General features: G+C 67.3%; 13 protein-coding genes, 1 tRNA gene and 2 pseudogenes. 11 read left to right on the top strand and 5 right to left on the bottom strand.

All coding sequences use genetic code 11. From position 1 onward, the window contains the following. Window positions 1–31: 31 nt before the first annotated feature. A complete protein-coding gene (locus ACFQBT_RS04870; RefSeq protein WP_377820808.1) occupies window positions 32–478 on the top strand; it encodes a DUF4262 domain-containing protein in 447 nt (148 codons plus the stop codon). An 88-nt stretch (window positions 479–566) separates the two neighbouring features. Here ACFQBT_RS04870 and rho read toward each other — a convergent pair whose 3' ends face one another. The 5 genes and pseudogenes from rho to lysA form a co-directional block, all read right to left on the bottom strand. Further along, on the bottom strand, window positions 567–2,561 hold the full coding sequence (gene rho, locus ACFQBT_RS04865) for a transcription termination factor Rho (RefSeq protein ID WP_377820806.1): 1,995 nt from the start codon (window positions 2,559–2,561) through the stop codon (window positions 567–569). Between the two features lie 309 nt (window positions 2,562–2,870). Further along, window positions 2,871–3,776: a homoserine kinase gene (gene thrB, locus ACFQBT_RS04860; RefSeq protein WP_377820804.1), complete on the bottom strand. Its 906-nt coding sequence runs from the start codon at window positions 3,774–3,776 to the stop codon at window positions 2,871–2,873. Between the two features lies 1 nt (window position 3,777). Next, the gene (gene thrC / locus ACFQBT_RS04855; RefSeq protein WP_377825355.1) at window positions 3,778–4,857 is read right to left on the bottom strand and encodes a threonine synthase; all 1,080 of its coding nucleotides are present in this window, start codon (window positions 4,855–4,857) and stop codon (window positions 3,778–3,780) included. Between the two features lie 2 nt (window positions 4,858–4,859). Continuing rightward, a pseudogene (locus ACFQBT_RS04850) lies at window positions 4,860–6,157 on the bottom strand (homoserine dehydrogenase). Continuing rightward, window positions 6,078–7,514: a diaminopimelate decarboxylase gene (gene lysA, locus ACFQBT_RS04845; protein ID WP_377820803.1), complete on the bottom strand. Its 1,437-nt coding sequence runs from the start codon at window positions 7,512–7,514 to the stop codon at window positions 6,078–6,080. Before lysA ends, ACFQBT_RS04850 begins: the two are co-directional and overlap by 80 nt. A 134-nt stretch (window positions 7,515–7,648) precedes the next feature. On the opposite strand from lysA, the gene ACFQBT_RS04840 reads away from it, so the two are divergent. From ACFQBT_RS04840 to ACFQBT_RS04795, 10 genes and pseudogenes are all read left to right on the top strand, one after another. Then, window positions 7,649–7,720, top strand: a tRNA-Arg gene (locus tag ACFQBT_RS04840). Between the two features lie 137 nt (window positions 7,721–7,857). Then, window positions 7,858–8,130 carry an acylphosphatase gene (locus tag ACFQBT_RS04835; RefSeq protein WP_377820801.1) on the top strand — a complete coding sequence of 91 codons (273 nt, stop codon included), beginning with the start codon at window positions 7,858–7,860 and terminating at the stop codon, window positions 8,128–8,130. Between the two features lie 156 nt (window positions 8,131–8,286). Then, entirely contained in the window at window positions 8,287–8,700 is a 414-nt protein-coding gene (locus ACFQBT_RS04830; protein WP_377820799.1) for a phage holin family protein, read from the top strand. Window positions 8,701–9,030: 330 nt separating this feature from the next. Then, entirely contained in the window at window positions 9,031–9,117 is an 87-nt protein-coding gene (locus ACFQBT_RS04825) for a potassium-transporting ATPase subunit F (protein ID WP_377825354.1), read from the top strand. Continuing rightward, the gene (kdpA, locus tag ACFQBT_RS04820) at window positions 9,117–10,790 is read left to right on the top strand and encodes a potassium-transporting ATPase subunit KdpA (RefSeq protein WP_377820797.1); all 1,674 of its coding nucleotides are present in this window, start codon (window positions 9,117–9,119) and stop codon (window positions 10,788–10,790) included. The genes ACFQBT_RS04825 and kdpA overlap by 1 nt, the downstream gene beginning before the upstream one ends. Before the next feature lies 1 nt (window position 10,791). Continuing rightward, window positions 10,792–12,920: pseudogene (kdpB, locus tag ACFQBT_RS04815) on the top strand (potassium-transporting ATPase subunit KdpB). Between the two features lie 14 nt (window positions 12,921–12,934). Beyond that, window positions 12,935–13,534, top strand: coding sequence for a potassium-transporting ATPase subunit KdpC (kdpC, locus tag ACFQBT_RS04810; RefSeq protein ID WP_377820795.1), 600 nt, complete (start codon window positions 12,935–12,937; stop codon window positions 13,532–13,534). 4 nt (window positions 13,535–13,538) lie between these two features. Continuing rightward, the gene (locus tag ACFQBT_RS04805) at window positions 13,539–16,025 is read left to right on the top strand and encodes a DUF4118 domain-containing protein (RefSeq protein WP_377820794.1); all 2,487 of its coding nucleotides are present in this window, start codon (window positions 13,539–13,541) and stop codon (window positions 16,023–16,025) included. Continuing rightward, window positions 16,022–16,705, top strand: a complete 684-nt coding sequence (locus tag ACFQBT_RS04800) for a response regulator (RefSeq protein WP_377820792.1) — start codon at window positions 16,022–16,024, stop codon at window positions 16,703–16,705. Before ACFQBT_RS04805 ends, ACFQBT_RS04800 begins: the two co-directional genes overlap by 4 nt. Before the next feature lie 199 nt (window positions 16,706–16,904). Further along, on the top strand, window positions 16,905–17,804 hold the full coding sequence (locus ACFQBT_RS04795; RefSeq protein ID WP_377820790.1) for a hypothetical protein: 900 nt from the start codon (window positions 16,905–16,907) through the stop codon (window positions 17,802–17,804). Window positions 17,805–17,899: the final 95 nt, after the last annotated feature.

Here is a 17,899-nt window from a genome sequence, read left to right as displayed (position 1 = left end):
GTGGGCACCGGATCGTCCTACCGTGCCCGGCATGGCGAGGATGACACGTGAGTCGTGGCGCAGGCGGCGTGACTCGGACCTGCGAGCCAAGATCCGCACGTTCGGGTTTCACGGTGCTGCATATCGGTGGGGGTGCGATGATCCGACGTGCACCGAGCCGCATTCGCCGGTCCCGGAGCAGTTCGCGTACACGATCGGCCTGACCGAGCGAGGCCATCCGGAGTTGCTGGTCGTCGGACTGGTCTGCGGCGACAGTGTCGCCGTCTTGAACCACCTCGGACACGGCGTCGCGGCGCACGGCGATCGATTGGCCGCCGGCGAATTCATCGATCTCGGGGCATTCGGCACCGGCGCCCTCATCGATGTCGTGGATTCCTCGCAGCAACTGCGGGTGGCCAACGAGTTCTATCGCCTGCCGTATCTGCCGCCGGTCCGCGCACTGCAACTGGTCGTCGCAGGCTCTGATCGTTTCAACTAGGAACGCGTGCGGTGCAGCGGTTCTCGCCGTGGGCGCGGGTACGGGAAGGGCCGGGAGACATCGTCCCCCGGCCCTTCCCACTGACTGATCAGTCTTCGTCGTCCAGCTTGATCGAGCTGGTCTGCTGGACCTGCATCAGGAACTCGACGTTCGACTTGGTCTTCTTCAACCGGTCGAGCAGGAGTTCCAGGGACTGCTGCTGGTCCAGGGCGGCCAACACGCGGCGCAGCTTCCACATGATCTTCAACTCGTCGGCGCCCAGGAGGATCTCCTCACGGCGGGTACCCGAGGCGTTGACGTCGACCGCCGGGAAGATCCGGCGCTCGGCGAGCTGGCGCGAGAGACGCAGCTCCATGTTGCCGGTGCCCTTGAACTCCTCGAAGATGACCTCGTCCATCCGCGAGCCGGTCTCGATGAGGGCCGTCGCGAGGATGGTCAGCGAACCGCCGTGCTCGATGTTGCGCGCCGCACCGAAGAACTTCTTCGGCGGGTAGAGCGCGCTGGAGTCGACACCACCGGACATGATCCGGCCGCTGGCGGGGGCCGCCAGGTTGTAGGCGCGGCCCAGCTTGGTGATCGAATCCAGCAGGATCACGACGTCGGAGCCGGCCTCGACGAGTCGCTTGGCGCGCTCGACCGCGAGCTCGGCGACCGTGGTGTGGTCGTCGGCCGGCCGGTCGAAGGTGGAGGCGATGACCTCACCCTTGACCGCGCGCTGCATGTCGGTGACCTCCTCAGGGCGCTCGTCGACGAGCACGACCATGAGGTGGCATTCGGGGTTGTTAGTGCTGATCGCGTTGGCGATGGCCTGCATGATCATCGTCTTACCGGCCTTGGCCGGCGCCACGATCAGACCGCGCTGGCCCTTGCCGATCGGCGCGACCAGGTCGATCATCCGGGTCGTCAGCACGTTCGGCTCGGTCTCCAACCGCAGGCGCTCCTGCGGGTAGAGCGGCGTGAGCTTGCCGAATTCCGGACGCTGCTTGGCCTTCTCCGGGTCCAGCCCGTTGACCGTGTCCAGTCGCACCAGCGCGTTGAACTTCTGGCGGTTGGACTGTTGCTGCTGGTCGTTGTCACGCGGCGCCCGCACCGCGCCGGTGACCGCGTCACCCTTGCGCAGGCCGTTGCGCTTGATCATGCCCATCGGCACGTACACGTCGTTCGGGCCCGGCAGGTATCCGCTGGTGCGCACGAACGCGTAGTTGTCGAACACGTCAACAATCCCCGCGACGGGAATCAGGACGTCGTCCTCGCGGATCTGGGTGTCGACGTCACCGAAATCCTCGCGTCCACCCCGGCCGCGCTTGCGGTCGCGGCCCCGCTGGCGACGACGGGAGTTGGGACCCTCGTTGTTCCAGTTGTCGTTGTTGCGGTCGGTGTTGTTGCCGCGGTCGTTGTTGTTGCGGTCGTTGCTGCCCCGGTCGTTGGTGTTCTGCGACCGGTCGTTACCGCCCTGGGCGCGATCGCCCCGGTTGTTGTTCTGCTGGCGATTGCCGCGGTTGTTGCGGTTTCCGTCGCCCTGGTTGCCGTTGTTCTGGTTGCCGGTGTTCTGGCGGTCCCCAGTGTTGCGGTCCCGGCGCTGACCGCGCTCGGTGTTGCTGCGCTCGGTGTTGCTGCGGTCGTCGCCGTTGCTGCGGTCGTCGCCGTTGCCCCGGTCATCGCCGTTGCCCCGGTCATCGCCGTTGCTGCGGTCCTCGCCGTTGCCACGGTCCTCGCCGCGGGCGTCGGAGTGCCGCGCCGGAGTGGACTCGGAGCGCCGGTCGCGCTGCTGCGCGCCCGTCTCCGTGGTGCTCACCGCAGACTCGTTCGGCTGCTCGGCAGAGCGCTCGGACGCGGCCGGCGGCGCCTGAACGGCCGGGGCGCTCGGCGCCTGCGCAGCCGGCTCGGCGGCGGGAGCGGTGGTGGGGGCAGTCGCCCGGCGCGAGCCGCCGTCACGACCGGCACGAATGGCCTCGAGCAGATCGCTCTTGCGCATTTTGGAGGTGCCGCTGATGCCCATGGTCGACGCGAGTTGCTTGAGTTCGTCGAGCTTCAAAGTGCTCAGCGAACCGCGAGCCGTGACCCGCTCGGAGGTTTCAGTCACGAAGAATTTTTCCTTCCCCTCATCCAGCCGATCGGCTCTGCGAATGAGGCGTCCTTGTGAGGTACGACCCCGGCATACTGCCTGGAGTCACGACCGCCGTGCTGACCACCCGCGAGCAGGTAGAGCAAGAACAGTCAAAGGGTGGCACCGCTGGGCAGCCGTCGGGGGTTTCCGATCAAGCGTCAGGGAGAAATCGCTGAGCGAGTGATTCACAGAGCGCTTCCGTCGGCGCGGCCACCGAGATCTCGGTGCTGGGACAACCGTACACCGACGGCCCGCGAAAACGTGAAATCGGCGACATGTCGCGCGTCAGATCCGGTGTACGCCGATCGCGGCGATGCCAGGGCGGACCTGCTCCCACCCGGCGGGCGGGCTGAAGGTCGTCGCGGCGTCCGTGGCCAGCACCAGCACCGTCGGGCCGGCCCCGGAGATCACGGCGGCATGCCCACCGGCGCGCAGCGTGTCGACCAGTGCCATCGATTCCGGGTAGGCCGGGCGGCGCGCTTCCTGGTGCAGCCAGTCGCGGGTCGCCGGTAGCAACAGGTCCGGTCGCTGCGACAGAGCAAGTGTGAGGAGCGCTGTCCGGCCGGCCCCGCTGGCGGCATCGGCGAGCGGCACGGTCGGTGCGAGAGCGGCCCGCGCCTTCTGCGTCGACAACGTCGCCTCCGGGATGAAGATCACCGGAATCACGTTGTCGTGCAACGGGATCGACGCGGTGTCCCAGCCTTCGCGACCGGACGCGCGCCACGAAACGGTGGCACCGCCGTACACACTGGCCGATGCGTTGTCCGGGTGTCCCTCGAGGTCGCCGGCGACGTCGTTGACCAGGGCCAGAGCCTGCGGGTCGCTCAACGGCACACCGGTCAACGCAAGGGCAACCGCGACACCGGCGACGATGGCGGCGGCGGAGGACCCCACGCCGCGGGCGTGCGGGATCTCGTTGCGAGCATGAAGCCGCAGACCGGGCGGCGGCAGGACCCCGAGCCGCTTCCAGAGCGCATGCATCGATTGCACGACCAGGTGGCCCTCGTCGCGGCGTACGGAGTCCGAGCCTTCACCCTCGATATCGATGACCAGGTCAGCGTCGGTGACGGTTGCGGTGACCTCGTCGTAGATGCCCAGCGCCAGCCCCAGCGAGTCGAAACCGGGGCCGAGGTTGGCCGAGGACGCCGGAACCCGGACCGTGACCGACTCGCCGGGTACGAGCGACGTCATCTCAGCCCTCGAGGCCGAGGGCGCTGGCGACGGTGAAGGCATCGACCGGGACGCGCGTGGGGTTCACGCCCGAGCCGTCGGCTTCCTTCAGCGCCCAGTCGGGGTCCTTCAGGCCGTGGCCGGTGACGGTACACACGATGGTCGCGCCGGCCGGGATCGCGCCCCGCTCGTGCTGCTGCAGCAGACCCGCGATGGAGGCCGCGCTGCCCGGTTCGACGAAGATCCCCTCAGTGGACGACAGCAACCGGTGCGCAGCCAGGATTCGCTCGTCGGTGACCGAGTCGATGATGCCGCCGGATTCCTCACGGGCCGCGATCGCCTGCCTCCAGGAGGCGGGATTACCGATCCGGATCGCCGTGGCGACGGTCTCGGGCTGGTCGACCGGGTGGCCGAGCACGATCGGCGCGGCGCCGGCCGCCTGGAAGCCCCACATCGCGGGCCGTTTGGTGGCTATCGCGTCGGCGCCGTCGGCGGCCTCACGGTAGCCCTTCCAATACGCCGTGATGTTGCCGGCGTTGCCGACCGGCAAGCAGTGGATGTCCGGGGCGTCGCCCAGGACGTCGACGATCTCGAAGGACGCCGTCTTCTGACCCTCGATGCGGGCCGGGTTGACCGAGTTCACCAATTCCACCGGGTAGGCCTCGCCGAGTTTGCGAGCCAGGGTGAGACAGTCGTCGAAGTTGCCCTCCACCTGCAGCAGTTGGGCGCCGTGCGCGATCGCCTGGGACAGCTTGCTCATCGCGATCTTGCCGTCGGGCACCAGCACCCCGCAGGTCATCCCCGCCTTGGTCGCGTACGCCGCGGCCGAGGCCGAGGTGTTGCCGGTCGAGGCGCAGATGACCGCTTTGGCGCCGTTCTTGGCAGCCATCGAGATGGCAGTCGTCATGCCGCGATCCTTGAAAGAGCCGGTGGGGTTGAGGCCCTCGAACTTCACGTAGACGTTCGCGCCCACCAGGTCACTCAGCTTCTCCGCCGGGATCAGCGGGGTGCCGCCCTCGCCCAGGGTGATCACGGGGGCGCCGTCCAGCATCGGCAACCGATCGGCGTACTCGCGGATGACCCCGCGCCATTGGTGAGCCACGCTCACAGCCCTTCCACTCGCATGACGGAGTCGACCGAGTCGACTTCGTCCAGACCTTGCAATTGCTCGACCGTTTCAGCCAACGCGCCCTCCTGCGCCCGATGCGTGACCAGGTGCAAGGAGGCAAGCTCCGGGTCAGCGCGGTCCTTGTTCTGGCGCATACTCTCGATCGAAACACCCTGCGCCGCAAAGGCATTGGACACTGCAGCGAGGACACCGGGACGGTCCCTTACGCGCAGGCGGATGAAGTACGCCGTGTGCGCCGCTGCGATGGTCTGAACCGGGAGCGCGGCGTAGGCCAGCTCCCCGGGCCGGCCCGTCCGACCAGCCGGTTGCGGGCGGCCTGGACCAGGTCGCCCAGCACCGCCGAGGCCGTCGGCTCGCCACCGGCGCCACGACCGTAGAACATCAACTCACCGGCCAACTGAGTCTCCACGAAGACCGCGTTGAACGCCTCGCGGACGCTGGCCAGCGGATGCGAGCGCGGCAGCAGAGCGGGGTGGACCCGGGCACTGATGGCCGCGCCGCCCTCTTCGTCGGTGACCCGCTCACAGATCGCCAGCAGCTTGATGACCATGCCGGCCTTGCGCGCCGCGCGGATGTCGTCGGCCGTAATGGCGGAGATGCCCTGACAGTAGACCTCCGCCGAAGAGACTCGGGTGTGAAAGGCCAGCGAGGCCAGGATCGCCGCCTTGGCGCGGGCGTCGTATCCCTCGACGTCGGCGGTCGGGTCGGCCTCGGCGTACCCCAACTCCTGGGCCTCGGCCAGCACGCTGGCGAAGTCGGCGCCGGTGCGGTCCATCTTGTCGAGGATGAAGTTGGTGGTGCCGTTGACGATGCCCATGACCCGGTGCACATCGTCACCGGCCAGCGAGACCCGCAACGGGCGGATCAGCGGAATGGCACCGGCGACCGCGGCTTCGAAGGAGAAATCGACGTTCGCCTCGGCCGCGGCAGCGTAGAGCGAAGGGCCGTCCTCGCCCAGGAGCGCCTTGTTGGCGGTGACGACGCTGGCGCCGTGTTCGATTGCCCCGAGGAGCAGGGTGCGGGCCGGTTCGATGCCGCCCATCAACTCCACGACGACGTCGGCCCGAGTGACCAGGTCGTCGGCGTTGTCGGTGAAAAGCTCTGCGGGAACGCCGGATTCGGGCCGGGGCTTGGAAACGTCGCGTACGGCGACCCCCACCAGCTCGAGCCGGTCACCCACTCGCTCGGCCAACTCATCGGAGTGCTCCATCAGCCGCTTCGCAACCGCCGAACCGACCACGCCGCAGCCCAACAGGGCAATTCGCACGCTCATTCCTCCCCTCCAGGGCCAGTAGATCGCCGATGGTCTCCCGCCGGATCCACACGCTGCTGCCGCCGTCGCGCAGGGCGATCACCGGCGGCCGCGGCACGTGGTTGTACTGGGAGGACAGCGAACGACAGTAGGCACCGGTCGCCGGCACGGCCAGCAGGTCACCGGCCCGGACGTCACCGGGAAGTTGCACGTCGCGGACGACGATATCGCCGCTCTCGCAGTGCTTCCCGACGACGCGGGCGGTGACGGGTGCCGCCTCGCTCGCGCGACCTGCCAGCTGCGCGGTGTAGTCGGCTTCGTACAGCGCCGGGCGCGGGTTGTCGCTCATGCCGCCGTCGACCGAGACGTAGTAGCGGGTCAGTTCATCTCTTACCTGCACCGGCTTGACCGTCCCCACCTCGTAGAGCGTGACGCCCGAGGGCCCGACGATCGCGCGGCCGGGCTCAATGCTGATGTGTGGGACCGGGTGGCCCACCGCGTCACAGGCGCGCTGCACGATCTGCGCCAGTTGCCCGGCCATCTGAGGTGCGGACAGCGGGGTGTCCCGATCGGTGTAGGCGATGCCGAAACCACCGCCGAGATCGAGCTCGGGCAGCACGATGCCGTGCTCGCGGGCCACCTGCAACTGCACGTTGATGAGCCGCTCGGCGGCGACGGCGAAGCCCTCGGACTCGAAGATCTGCGAGCCGATGTGCGAGTGAAATCCCAACAGGCGCAGGGAATCCGGGTGTTCCAAGATCCGCCCGACGGCGTCCATCAACTGCCCGTCGGCCAGGCTGAAACCGAACTTCTGGTCCTCGTGCGCGGTGGCGATGAACTCGTGGGTGTGTGCCTCGACACCGGTCTTCACCCGCAGCATCACCCCCTGGACGACGCCGTGCGCCGCCGCCACATGGGCCACCCGCTCGATCTCCTCGAAGGAGTCGACGATCAGCCGCCCCACGCCGTACGTGATCGCATCCTCGATCTCCGCCACCGACTTGTTGTTGCCGTGCATCCCGATCCTGTCGCCGGGGAAACCCGCTTTGCGGGCGACCGCCAGCTCACCGCCGGTGCAGACGTCCAGACTCAGTCCTTCATCGAGCAGGAGGCGGGCCATCGGCGTACACAGGAACGCTTTGCCCGCGTAGAAGACGTCGGCCTGGGTGCCGATCGCGCCGAAGGCCTCGGTGAACGCCTCTTTGAAGGCGCGTGCCCGGGTCCGGATGTCCGCCTCGTCCAAGAGGTACGCCGGGGTGCCGTACTGCGCGGCGACATCCCGCAGGTCGTGTCCGGCGACCCGCAGGGCGCCATCCGGGGTGCGCTCGGCGCCCATCGGCCAGACGGCGGACAGGGTGGCGGCAGGTGAGGCGTCCATCACCGGCCAAAATACCGGCGTCCCGGTGATCGCAGCGCATCCCGTCTGGTCCGTGGACGCCGGGCGGTGGTCGGGAGCATCACCCGGTCGGTGTTAGCCTTGCGTGTCGCAGTCACCGCTCGCGGTGCATGCGCGCCCCCGTAGCTCAGGGGATAGAGCACCGCCCTCCGGAGGCGGGAGCGCAGGTTCGAATCCTGCCGGGGGCACCGTTGTGATGTCTCGGGACATCGGAATAGTCCGAACCTACGATTTGTAGGTTCGGACTATTCGTTTCTACGGTTCGGACTGCCTGGCAGCCGCACGCGGACCGGCTCGGCGCGATGGTCTGGGGCACGATGGATCCATGCGTCGGGTTGGAGTGGTCGTGACCGGAATGGTCCAAGGAGTCGGCTTCCGATGGAGCACGCGGACCCTCGCCGACAAGTACGACCTCTCCGGCTGGGTCCGCAACCGTAGCGACGGAGCGGTCGAGGCGGAGCTGGAAGGCACTCCGCACGCGGTGGATTCGATGCTCGCGTGGCTGCGCAAGGGGCCGCCGTCGGCGTCGGTCAGCCACGTGGAGGTCGTGGAACTGCCGGCCACCGGCGAGACCGGCTTCGAAGTCGAGCCGCGCTGACGCCGGTCGGTCGATCGGCCTCAGCGCAGCGGGTGACCGGACTCGGGGTGCGCTGCGTGAACTTTCCATAACGCCCGCGCGATCTGCGCAACGCGAGTGGCACCTGTGAGTAGGTTGACATCAAGTCACAACGCGTCGTTCGAGTGGAGGCAGCTCATGGTCCGGTTTCTGTGGAATGTCGGCGTTTCGCTGGTGTCGTCCGCGATCGCGTTCTTGGTGGCCTCGTTGTTGTTGAGCGATTTCCACCTGTCCTGGGGCGGCTTCATCGTCGCGGTGGTCGTCTTCGTGCTGGCCCAGGCGCTCCTTTCTCCCTTCGTCTTCAACGTTGCCCGCAAATACGCCTCGCCGGTACTCGGCGGCATCGGCATCGTCTCGACGTTGTTGGCCCTGTGGGTGGCCACGCTGTTCAGCGATGGAATCCGGATCAACGGCGCGGGCACGTGGGTGCTCGCGGCGCTGATCGTGTGGGTCATCACCGCGCTCGGCGGTTGGCTGCTGTTGTGGTTGATCAGCAAGAAGTACGTCAGCGCTCGCCGGCGCAGCAACGAGCCGTTGGACGGCATCGTCTGAGGTTTCTGGCGACCACGAGCCACCACTCGACGAGAAAAAGACCGCCAGCCGGTCCTTTCGGTGACCGTTAGCCACCACTCGACGAAGAACGGACGCCGGGCACACCGTTAGGGAGCCGTACGGAAACCGTTAGGGCGTTAGGACCCCACGTGCTCACCGGAGTCTGATCGGAAACGGCCCGCAGACGCGCGGCCCCCGCACCTGCCGACGACGGCGGTCGGGTAACTGCTCAGACGTGGGGTTCTTCGTGCTTGACGTGGCTTACATCGCCTTGATGATCGCGGTCTTCGCGCTCGTCGCGGTGATTGCGTGGGGGGTCGAGAAGCTGTGATGGTTTTCAACGCCATCGCCGCCGTCCTCGGCGTGCTGGCGATCGTCTACCTGGTGATCGCCCTAGTGAAACCGGAGCGGTTCTGATGACCGCGTGGCTCGCGGTCGCCCAGGCCGCGGTGCTGATCCTGATGCTGGCGGTCTGCTACCGCCCGCTCGGGGACTACATGGCCCGGGTGTTCACGACCGACAAGGACTGGCGGGTCGAGAAGGCGACCTACAAGGTCCTTGGTGTCGACAGCAAACGGGAACAGACCTGGCAGGCCTACCTGCGTAGCGTCCTGGCCTTCTCGTTGAGCAGCGTGGCCTTCCTCTACCTGCTGCAGCGCATCCAGCACTGGCTGCCCTACAGCCTCGGATTGCCGAACGTGCCTCAGGGCCTGTCCTTCAACACGGCTGCATCCTTCGTGTCGAACACCAACTGGCAGAGCTACTCGCCTGAGGCCACCATGGGCTTCACCGTGCAAGCTGCCGGGCTGGCGGTGCAGAACTTCGTGTCCGCCGCCGTGGGCATCGCCGTCGCGATCGCCCTGGTGCGCGGACTGGCCCGGCGCAAGACCGGGATGCTCGGCAATTTCTGGGTCGACCTGATCCGGACCTGCCTGCGAATCCTGCTGCCCATCAGTGTGATCGGCGCGACTGTCCTCATCGCGACGGGGGTCATCCAGAACCTGCACGGTCTCACCGACATCACGACGCTGGCCGGCGGGGTGCAAAACCTGCCGGGAGGCCCGGTCGCCAGCCAGGAGGTCATCAAACTCCTGGGCACCAACGGCGGTGGCTTCTTCAACGCCAACTCGGCGCACCCGTTCGAGAACCCGAACGCCCTCAGCAACATCTTCGAGATCTTCCTGCTGCTGGTGATCCCGTTCTCCCTCCCCCGCACCTTCGGCAAGATGGTCGGCTCGCACAAGCAGGGTTACGCGATCCTCGCGGCGATGAGCACCCTGGCGATCCTGTCCCTGATCGGGCTGACCTGGATCGAGGCCAAGGGCTGGGGCAGCGCCACCCAACTGGCCGGTGCGGCCATGGAGGGCAAGGAGCAGCGCTTCGGCATCAACGGGTCGACCCTGTTCGGCACGGCCAGCACACTGACCTCCACCGGTGCGGTGAACTCCATGCACGACTCGTTCACTGCCTTGGGCGGGATCTTCCCGATGCTCAACATGATGATCGGCGAGGTCGCTCCCGGCGGTGTCGGTTCCGGCCTCTACGGCATGTTGATCCTGGCGATCATCACCGTCTTCATCGCCGGCCTGCTGGTCGGCCGTACCCCGGAGTACCTGGGCAAGAAGATCGGCCCGCGCGAGATCAAGCTGGCCAGTCTCTACATCCTGGTCACTCCGACCCTGGTGTTGGCCGGGACGGCGCTCAGCTTCGCGATCCCGGGCGTGCGTGCCTCCGTGACCGGCACCTCGATCCTGAACCCGGGCGTGCACGGCCTGTCCGAGGTGCTGTACGCCTTCACCTCGGCCGCGAACAACAACGGGTCGGCGTTTGCCGGCCTCACCGCCAACACACCCTGGTTCAACACCGCACTGGGCCTGGCGATGCTGCTCGGCCGGTTCATCCCGATGGTGTTCGTCCTCGCCCTGGCCGGCTCGCTGGCGGGGCAGGACAAGGTCCCCGAGACCGCCGGCACCCTCCCCACCTACCGCCCGCAGTTCGTCGGGTTGCTCGGTGGCGTGACGATCGTCCTGGTCGCCATGACATATCTGCCCGCGCTCGCGCTGGGCCCGCTCGCTGAAGGACTGCACTGACATGTCGACCATGACCGACGAACCCATCGTCGAGCAGAAACACGAATACGCCCCGAAGACATCGGCATTCGGGCCGCGCCAGTTGATCAACGCCCTCCCCGAAGCGCTGCGCAAACTGGACCCCCGCCAGATGTGGCACAACCCGGTGATGTTCATCGTCGAGGTCGGTGCCGTGCTGATCACGGCCATCGCCATCGCCGAGATCTTCACCGGTGCGCAGAAGTCCGGCGGAGCGACCGTGCCCGGGATCTTCTCGTGGACCATCGCCATCTGGTTGTGGTTGACGGTGATCTTCGCCAACCTCGCCGAGGCCGTCGCCGAGGGCCGCGGCAAGGCGCAGGCGGACAGCCTGCGCAAGACCCGCACCGAGACGACCGCCCGGGTGATCCTCGGGTACGCCGAGGGTCGACTCCCAGCGACAGCGACGAGACGCACGTGGTCAGCTCCGCGGACCTGCGGCTCGGGGACTACGTCGACGTGGTCGCCGGTGAGGTCATCCCCGGCGACGGCGACATCGTGTGGGGTATCGGTTCAGTCGACGAATCGGCCATCACCGGTGAATCCGCCCCGGTGGTGCGGGAATCCGGTGGTGACCGCAGCGCGGTGACCGGCGGCACGCGACTGCTGTCGGACCGGATCGTCGTGCGGATCACCTCCAAACCGGGTGAGACGTTCGTGGACCGGATGATCGCCCTGGTCGAGGGCGCCTCGCGACAGAAGACGCCCAACGAGATCGCCCTGAACATCCTGCTGGCGAGCCTGTCGATCGTCTTCGTGGTCGTGGTGCTCACGATCAACCCGATCGCGTCGTACGCCGGCGCCGCGGTCAGCGTTCCCGTCCTGGTCGCGCTGCTGGTCTGCCTGATCCCCACCACCATCGGAGCACTGCTCTCAGCGATCGGTATCGCGGGTATGGACCGGCTCGTCCAACGCAACGTCTTGGCGGTGTCCGGGCGTGCGGTCGAAGCGGCCGGGGACGTCACGACGCTCCTGATGGACAAGACAGGAACGATCACCTACGGCAACCGACGTGCAACCGAGTTCTACCCCTTGAAAGGGGTGGACCAGGACGAACTGGCCCGTGCCGCAGCGCTTTCCAGCGCAGGAGACGCGACCCCGGAAGGAACGTCCATCGTCGATCTGGCCCTGGAACGGGGCATCCACGAGGAAGCCCGCGATGGCGACGTCGTCGTGCCGTTCACCGCTCAGACGCGGATGAGCGGCGTGGACCGCGCGGACGGGACGCAGATCCGCAAAGGTGCCGGCTCCGCCGTACGTGCCTGGCTGACGGGGGCCCACGGCACCGACGAGCTGACCCGCATCGTCGAGGACATCTCGACCAAGGGCGGTACTCCCCTGGTGGTAGCGGCCAAGGACACACACGGGCACGGCAAGGTGCTCGGGGTCGTCTACCTCAAGGACGTCGTCAAGGACGGCCTGGTCGAGCGGTTCGCCCAACTGCGCTCGATGGGTATCCGCACGGTGATGATCACCGGTGACAACCCGTTGACCGCCAGGGCGATTGCCGACGAGGCAGGCGTCGATGACTTCCTGGCGGAAGCGACTCCGGAGGACAAGCTGGCGCTGATCCGCCGCGAGCAGGACGGCGGTCGCCTGGTGGCCATGACCGGCGACGGCACCAACGACGCACCGGCCCTCGCACAAGCCGACGTGGGAGTGGCGATGAACACCGGCACCTCGGCCGCCAAGGAGGCCGGCAACATGGTCGACCTCGACTCCGACCCGACGAAACTCATCGAGATCGTCGCCATCGGCAAACAGTTGCTGATCACCCGGGGCGCGCTGACGACGTTCTCGATCGCCAACGACATCGCCAAGTACTTCGCGATCATCCCGGCGATGTTCGCGGGGGTCTTCCCGGCCCTGCAGGCGCTGAACATCATGCACCTGCACAGTCCGAGCTCGGCGGTCGTCTCGGCGATCATCTTCAACGCGGTCGTCATCATCGCGTTGATCCCGCTGTCCCTCAAGGGCGTGAAATACCGCGCCGCGTCGGCCAGCCAGATCCTGTCGCGCAACCTGCTGATCTATGGCCTCGGCGGCGTGATCGTCCCCTTCGTGGGTATCAAGCTGATCGACCTGCTGGTCAGCCTGATCCCGGGATTCTAGGAAGAACAACAGACATGACTCTCGTAGCAAAGCAATACGGTGTCGCCCTCCGCGCACTGCTGGTCCTCACCGTGATCCTGGGCATCGCCTACCCGCTGGCCATGACCGGTGTCGGGCAGCTCGCGTTCGGCGCCCAGGCGAACGGCTCAGTGGTGAAGGTCGGCGACAAGACCGTCGGATCGAGCCTGATCGGGCAGAACTTCGCCGACGCCAAGGGAAATCCGCTTCCGCAGTACTTCCAGCCCCGGCCCTCGGCCGCCGGTGACGGGTACGACGCGAACGCTTCCTCCGGTTCCAACCTGGGGCCGAACAACCCCGATCTGATCAAGGCGATCAAGGACCGCCGCGCACAGGTGGCTGCGTTCAACCACGTGGCGCCCAGCGCCGTGCCGGCCGATGCCCTGACCGCCTCCGGATCGGGTCTGGACCCGGACATCAGCGTGGCCTACGCCGACCTCCAGGTACGTCGCGTGGCACAGGCCCGGGGCCTGTCCCCTGCCACCGTGCAGCACCTGGTGGAGACTATGACGAAGGGACGCACGCTCGGGGTTCTCGGTGAACCGCGGGTCGACGTCCTGGAACTCAACGTGGCGTTGAACGCACTGAAGGGGTGAGCCGGTGAGCCGAGGCAGGCTGCGCGTCTTCCTCGGCGCCGCACCGGGGGTCGGCAAGACCTACGCGATGCTCGAGGAGGGTCAGCGCCTCGCCGGCCTCGGCGCGGATGTGGTCGTGGCCTGGGTGGACACCCACGGCCGGGCGGCGACCGCGGCCATGGCGGCACCGCTGGAGCAGATCCCCCGCCGCACGATGCACCACCGCGGCGTCGAGTTGTCCGAGCTGGACCTCGACGCCGTGCTGGCGCGTCACCCGGACGTGGCACTGGTCGATGAGCTGGCGCACAGCAATGCACCGGGCAGTGCACACACCAAGCGGTGGCAGGACGTCGAAGCGCTGCTCGACGCCGGCATCGACGTCATGTCGACGGTCAACATCCAGCACATCGCCTCGCTGAACGACGTGGTCGAGAGGATCACGAAAGTTCCTCAGCGAGAGACGGTTCCGGACGAGGTGCTGCGAGCGGCCGATCAGATCGAACTGGTCGACCTCACCCCGCAGGCGTTGCGCAACCGGCTCTCGGACGGCCACGTCTACCCCGCCGAACGGATCGACGCGGCACTGTCGCACTACTTCCGGCTCGGCAACCTCACGGCCCTGCGAGAGTTGGCGCTGCTGTGGCTGGCCGACGAAGTGGACTCTGCGCTGCAGAACTACCGGGCCCAGCAGGGCATCGACGGCACCTGGGAAGCGCGCGAGCGCGTCGTCGTGGCGCTCACCGGCGGCACCGAGGGTGAGACACTGCTGCGGCGTGGCGCCCGGATCGCCTCCCGTAGCTCCGGCGGCGACCTGCTCGCGGTCCACGTCAGCTCCCCCGATGGGTTGTCGGCGACCAACCAACAGAACCTCGCGGCGCAGCGTGCGCTGGTCGAGGAACTCGGCGGCACGTTCCACGAGATCGTCGGGCAGGACGTCCCCGCCTCGCTGATCTCCTTCGCCAAAGGGGTCAACGCGACCCAGTTGGTGATCGGCGTCAGCCGGCGCAGCTGGTTGCAGACCCTGCTCACCGGCCCGGGCATCGGCAACGGGGTGGTTCGCCAGTCCGGCACGATCGACGTACACATCGTCACGCACGCCGAGGCCGGGCGCCGGTTCACGCTGCCGTCGGTCTCCGGCGGCCTGACCGCTCGTCGCCGGATCATCGGCTTCGCGCTGGCCCTCGTGCTCGGACCGCTGTTGACGTTGCTGCTCAAGACGATTCGCTCCGACGACGCCATGACCGCGAATGTCCTTGCCTACCAACTGCTGGTCATCGTGGTTGCGTTGGTCGGCGGGTTCGGACCCGCGTTGTTCACTGCTCTGATGTCCGGGCTGACCCTGGACTACTTCTTCATCTCGCCGTACTACACGATCACCATCAACCAACCGCTGCACGCCCTGGGCCTTGGCCTGTACGTGGTGAACGCCCTCCTGGTGTCGTACGTCGTGGACCAGGCCGCACGGCGTACCCGCATGGCACAGCGCTCGGCGGCCGAGTCCGAACTGCTGGCCACTGTCGCCGGCAGCGTGCTGCGCGGTCAGGATGCGCTGGCCGCATTGCTCTCGCGGACCCGGGAAGCATTCGGGTTCAATGCCGTTCGCGTCGTGTCCGACGGCGCTGAGGTGGCGCACGACGGTACGCCGAGCGGCGAGCCTTCCGTGCACCTGCCGGTGGGTCCGACAGCCGGGTTGGAGGCCTTCGGGCCCGCGGTCGATGCTTCCGAGCGCCGGCTGCTGGAGGTCATCGCCACCCAGGTTGCCGCCGCTCTGGAGCACTCGGCGCTGGAGAAGACCGCAGCCACCGCCGGCCCGCTCGCGGTCAGCGACAGGGTCCGCAGCGCGTTGCTGTCGGCGGTCAGCCACGATCTACGCAGACCGCTGGCGGCGGCCATGGCATCCGTCGGTGCGCTGAGGTCGATGCCGGAGGATCTGTCCGCCCAGGACCGTTCGGAGCTGTTGGCGACGGCGGATGAAAGCCTGCAGACACTGTCCTCGTTGGTGACCGATCTGCTCGATGCAAGTCGCCTGGAGGCGGGCATCCTGGCGGTCGCGGCCCGGCCGGTGTCGGCGGCCGAGGTCGTCCTGCCGGCGCTGGACGAGTTGGGGCTCGGCCCCTCACGCGTCACCCTCGACCTTCCGACCGACGTACCGCCGATGCAGGCCGATCCCGTTCTGCTGCAACGGGTTCTGGTCAACCTGCTGACCAACGCCACCCGCTTCAACCCGGCCGGGATCCCCGTTCGGCTGGCTGCCTCCAGCCTCGGCGACGTCGTGGAGCTGCGGGTCGTCGATCACGGCCCCGGGGTGCCGGACGACCGGAAAGAGCTGATCTTCACCCCGTTCCAGCGGCTCGGGGACACCGACAACGACCGGGGCATCGGCCTCGGACTCGCGCTCTCGAAAGGATTCACCGAAGGTATGTCCGGGACACTCACGGCCGAGGACACTCCCGGCGGCGGCCTGACCATGGTGGTTTCGCTGCCGACCGCGCGGTCGCTGGTGTCGGCATGAAGATCCTGATCGCCGACGATGACCCGCAGATCGTCCGGGCGCTGCGTATCACTCTGCGGGCCAGCGGATATGAGGTGATCGCTGCCGCGGACGGCGCCACCGCGATCCAGGCCGCGATCGAGCAGAAGCCCGACCTGTACATGATCGATCTGGGGATGCCGAATCTCGACGGCGTGGAGGTCATCACCGCCGTCCGGGGCTGGTCGACGGCGCCGATCCTGGTGGTCTCGGGGCGCACCGGTTCCGCCGACAAGGTCGAGGCGCTAGATGCCGGGGCCGATGACTACGTGACCAAGCCGTTCGCGATCGATGAACTGCTGGCCCGGATCCGCGCTCTCGGCCGCCGCGGCGCACCGCTGGAAGCAAGCACCGGTGAGTCCGCGGTCGTCGACTTCGGCCCGGTCACCGTCGACCTGGTCGCCCACACCGTCCGGCGCGATGGCGTGCCGGTGCACCTGACGCCGACCGAGTGGCAGCTGCTGGAGATCCTGATCCGCAACGCCGGTCGTCTCGTCACCCGACAGACGATCCTGACGCAGGTGTGGGGCTCCGAACACGTCACGGACACCGGCTACCTGAGGCTGTACATGTCGCAACTGCGCAAGAAGCTCGAGGACGACCCGGCACACCCCGAACACCTGCTGACAGAGCAAGGCATGGGCTACCGCTTCGAGCCCTGAACGACGCGGCCGCAGCAATTCGCGATCACTCGACACCAAACGGCCGCGCCCACGCCCCCACCCACAGCAATTCGTGATCATTCGACATTAAACGGCCGCGCCCACGCCCCCACCCGCAGCAATTCGCGATCACTCGACACCAACCAGACCCTGTGGACAGGTTCTGCGGCCTCGTCCCGGATATCGCCACACTCGCTGGATGCCACCACGCTTCTTCACCAGACAAGAACTCCTGGCCGCAGGCGTACCGGCTAATCAACTTCGGCCGGGTGGCACCTTCCAGCGCGTTCTGCACAACTTGTACGTCCGCGAAGATCGGACGGACTTCTACACGCTCGTCGACGCGGCACTGCACCTCGCCCCTGCCGATGCAATTGTCTCGCATCACACAGCGGCGATGCTGTGGGGTGGGATCGTCCCTTCCAGCAGCACGATTCACCTGACGGTCGGACCCGCGACCCTCCTTCGAATGGCCGGTGTCACCGCCCACCGCGTGAAGGACCGCACACACGTCATGCTGAACCGACGACGCGTCACCGCACCCATGCGAACCTTCGTCGATCTCGCGGTCAACCTGGAGTTGGTGGATCTGGTCATCTTCGGCGACACCTTGGTCCACAAGAATCAGGTGACGGTCGAGCAGCTGCGCGCCGCTGCGGCAGTCGCTACCGGTCGGGGCGCGCGTCGAGCCCGGATGGCCGCAGAACTTGTTCGCGCCGGCAGCGAGTCCGTGCGGGAGACCCGAACCCGGTTGCTCATCGTCCTCGCCGGCCTACCTGAACCGGTGCGGCAACTCCGGATCCGCGATGAAACCGGAGCGGTCCGTACACGACCTGATCTGGCGTATCCCGAATGGAAAATCGCCATCTACTACGACGGCGACACGCACTTCGACTCGACCCAGCAGCGGCAGAAGGACAACGTCCAACGCGAGTGGCTGGCCCGGAACGGCTGGCAATGCGTGACGATCTACGCCAGGGATCTCTTCAACGATCCCACCGGCGTTCTGGCGAGGATCGAAGCGGCTATCCGGGCGAACGGCGGATCTGCGCGCGTCAAGAGCATCGCTTGGCAGCGACATTTCCTGGTCATGAAATGACCACCACCACCGCGACGCCGCAATACGCGAACACTCGACACGAGATGACCGCCAGCACGGCCCCAGCCGCCGCAATTCGTGATCACTCGACACGA

The organism is Branchiibius cervicis, from assembly GCF_042661605.1.
Lineage (GTDB): Bacteria > Actinomycetota > Actinomycetes > Actinomycetales > Dermatophilaceae > Branchiibius > Branchiibius cervicis.
This window is presented reverse-complemented; position numbering and strand designations above follow the sequence as displayed.

Coding starts and splice junctions, on each gene's coding strand:
- ACFQBT_RS04870 (WP_377820808.1), top strand. CDS start 32: ATGGCGAGGATGACACGTGAGTCGTGGCGCAGGCGGCGTGACTCGGAC.
- thrB (WP_377820804.1), bottom strand. CDS start 3,776: ATGACGTCGCTCGTACCCGGCGAGTCGGTCACGGTCCGGGTTCCGGCG.
- lysA (WP_377820803.1), bottom strand. CDS start 7,514: ATGGACGCCTCACCTGCCGCCACCCTGTCCGCCGTCTGGCCGATGGGC.
- ACFQBT_RS04835 (WP_377820801.1), top strand. CDS start 7,858: ATGCGTCGGGTTGGAGTGGTCGTGACCGGAATGGTCCAAGGAGTCGGC.
- ACFQBT_RS04830 (WP_377820799.1), top strand. CDS start 8,287: ATGGTCCGGTTTCTGTGGAATGTCGGCGTTTCGCTGGTGTCGTCCGCG.
- ACFQBT_RS04825 (WP_377825354.1), top strand. CDS start 9,031: ATGGTTTTCAACGCCATCGCCGCCGTCCTCGGCGTGCTGGCGATCGTC.
- kdpA (WP_377820797.1), top strand. CDS start 9,117: ATGACCGCGTGGCTCGCGGTCGCCCAGGCCGCGGTGCTGATCCTGATG.
- kdpC (WP_377820795.1), top strand. CDS start 12,935: ATGACTCTCGTAGCAAAGCAATACGGTGTCGCCCTCCGCGCACTGCTG.
- ACFQBT_RS04800 (WP_377820792.1), top strand. CDS start 16,022: ATGAAGATCCTGATCGCCGACGATGACCCGCAGATCGTCCGGGCGCTG.
- ACFQBT_RS04795 (WP_377820790.1), top strand. CDS start 16,905: ATGCCACCACGCTTCTTCACCAGACAAGAACTCCTGGCCGCAGGCGTA.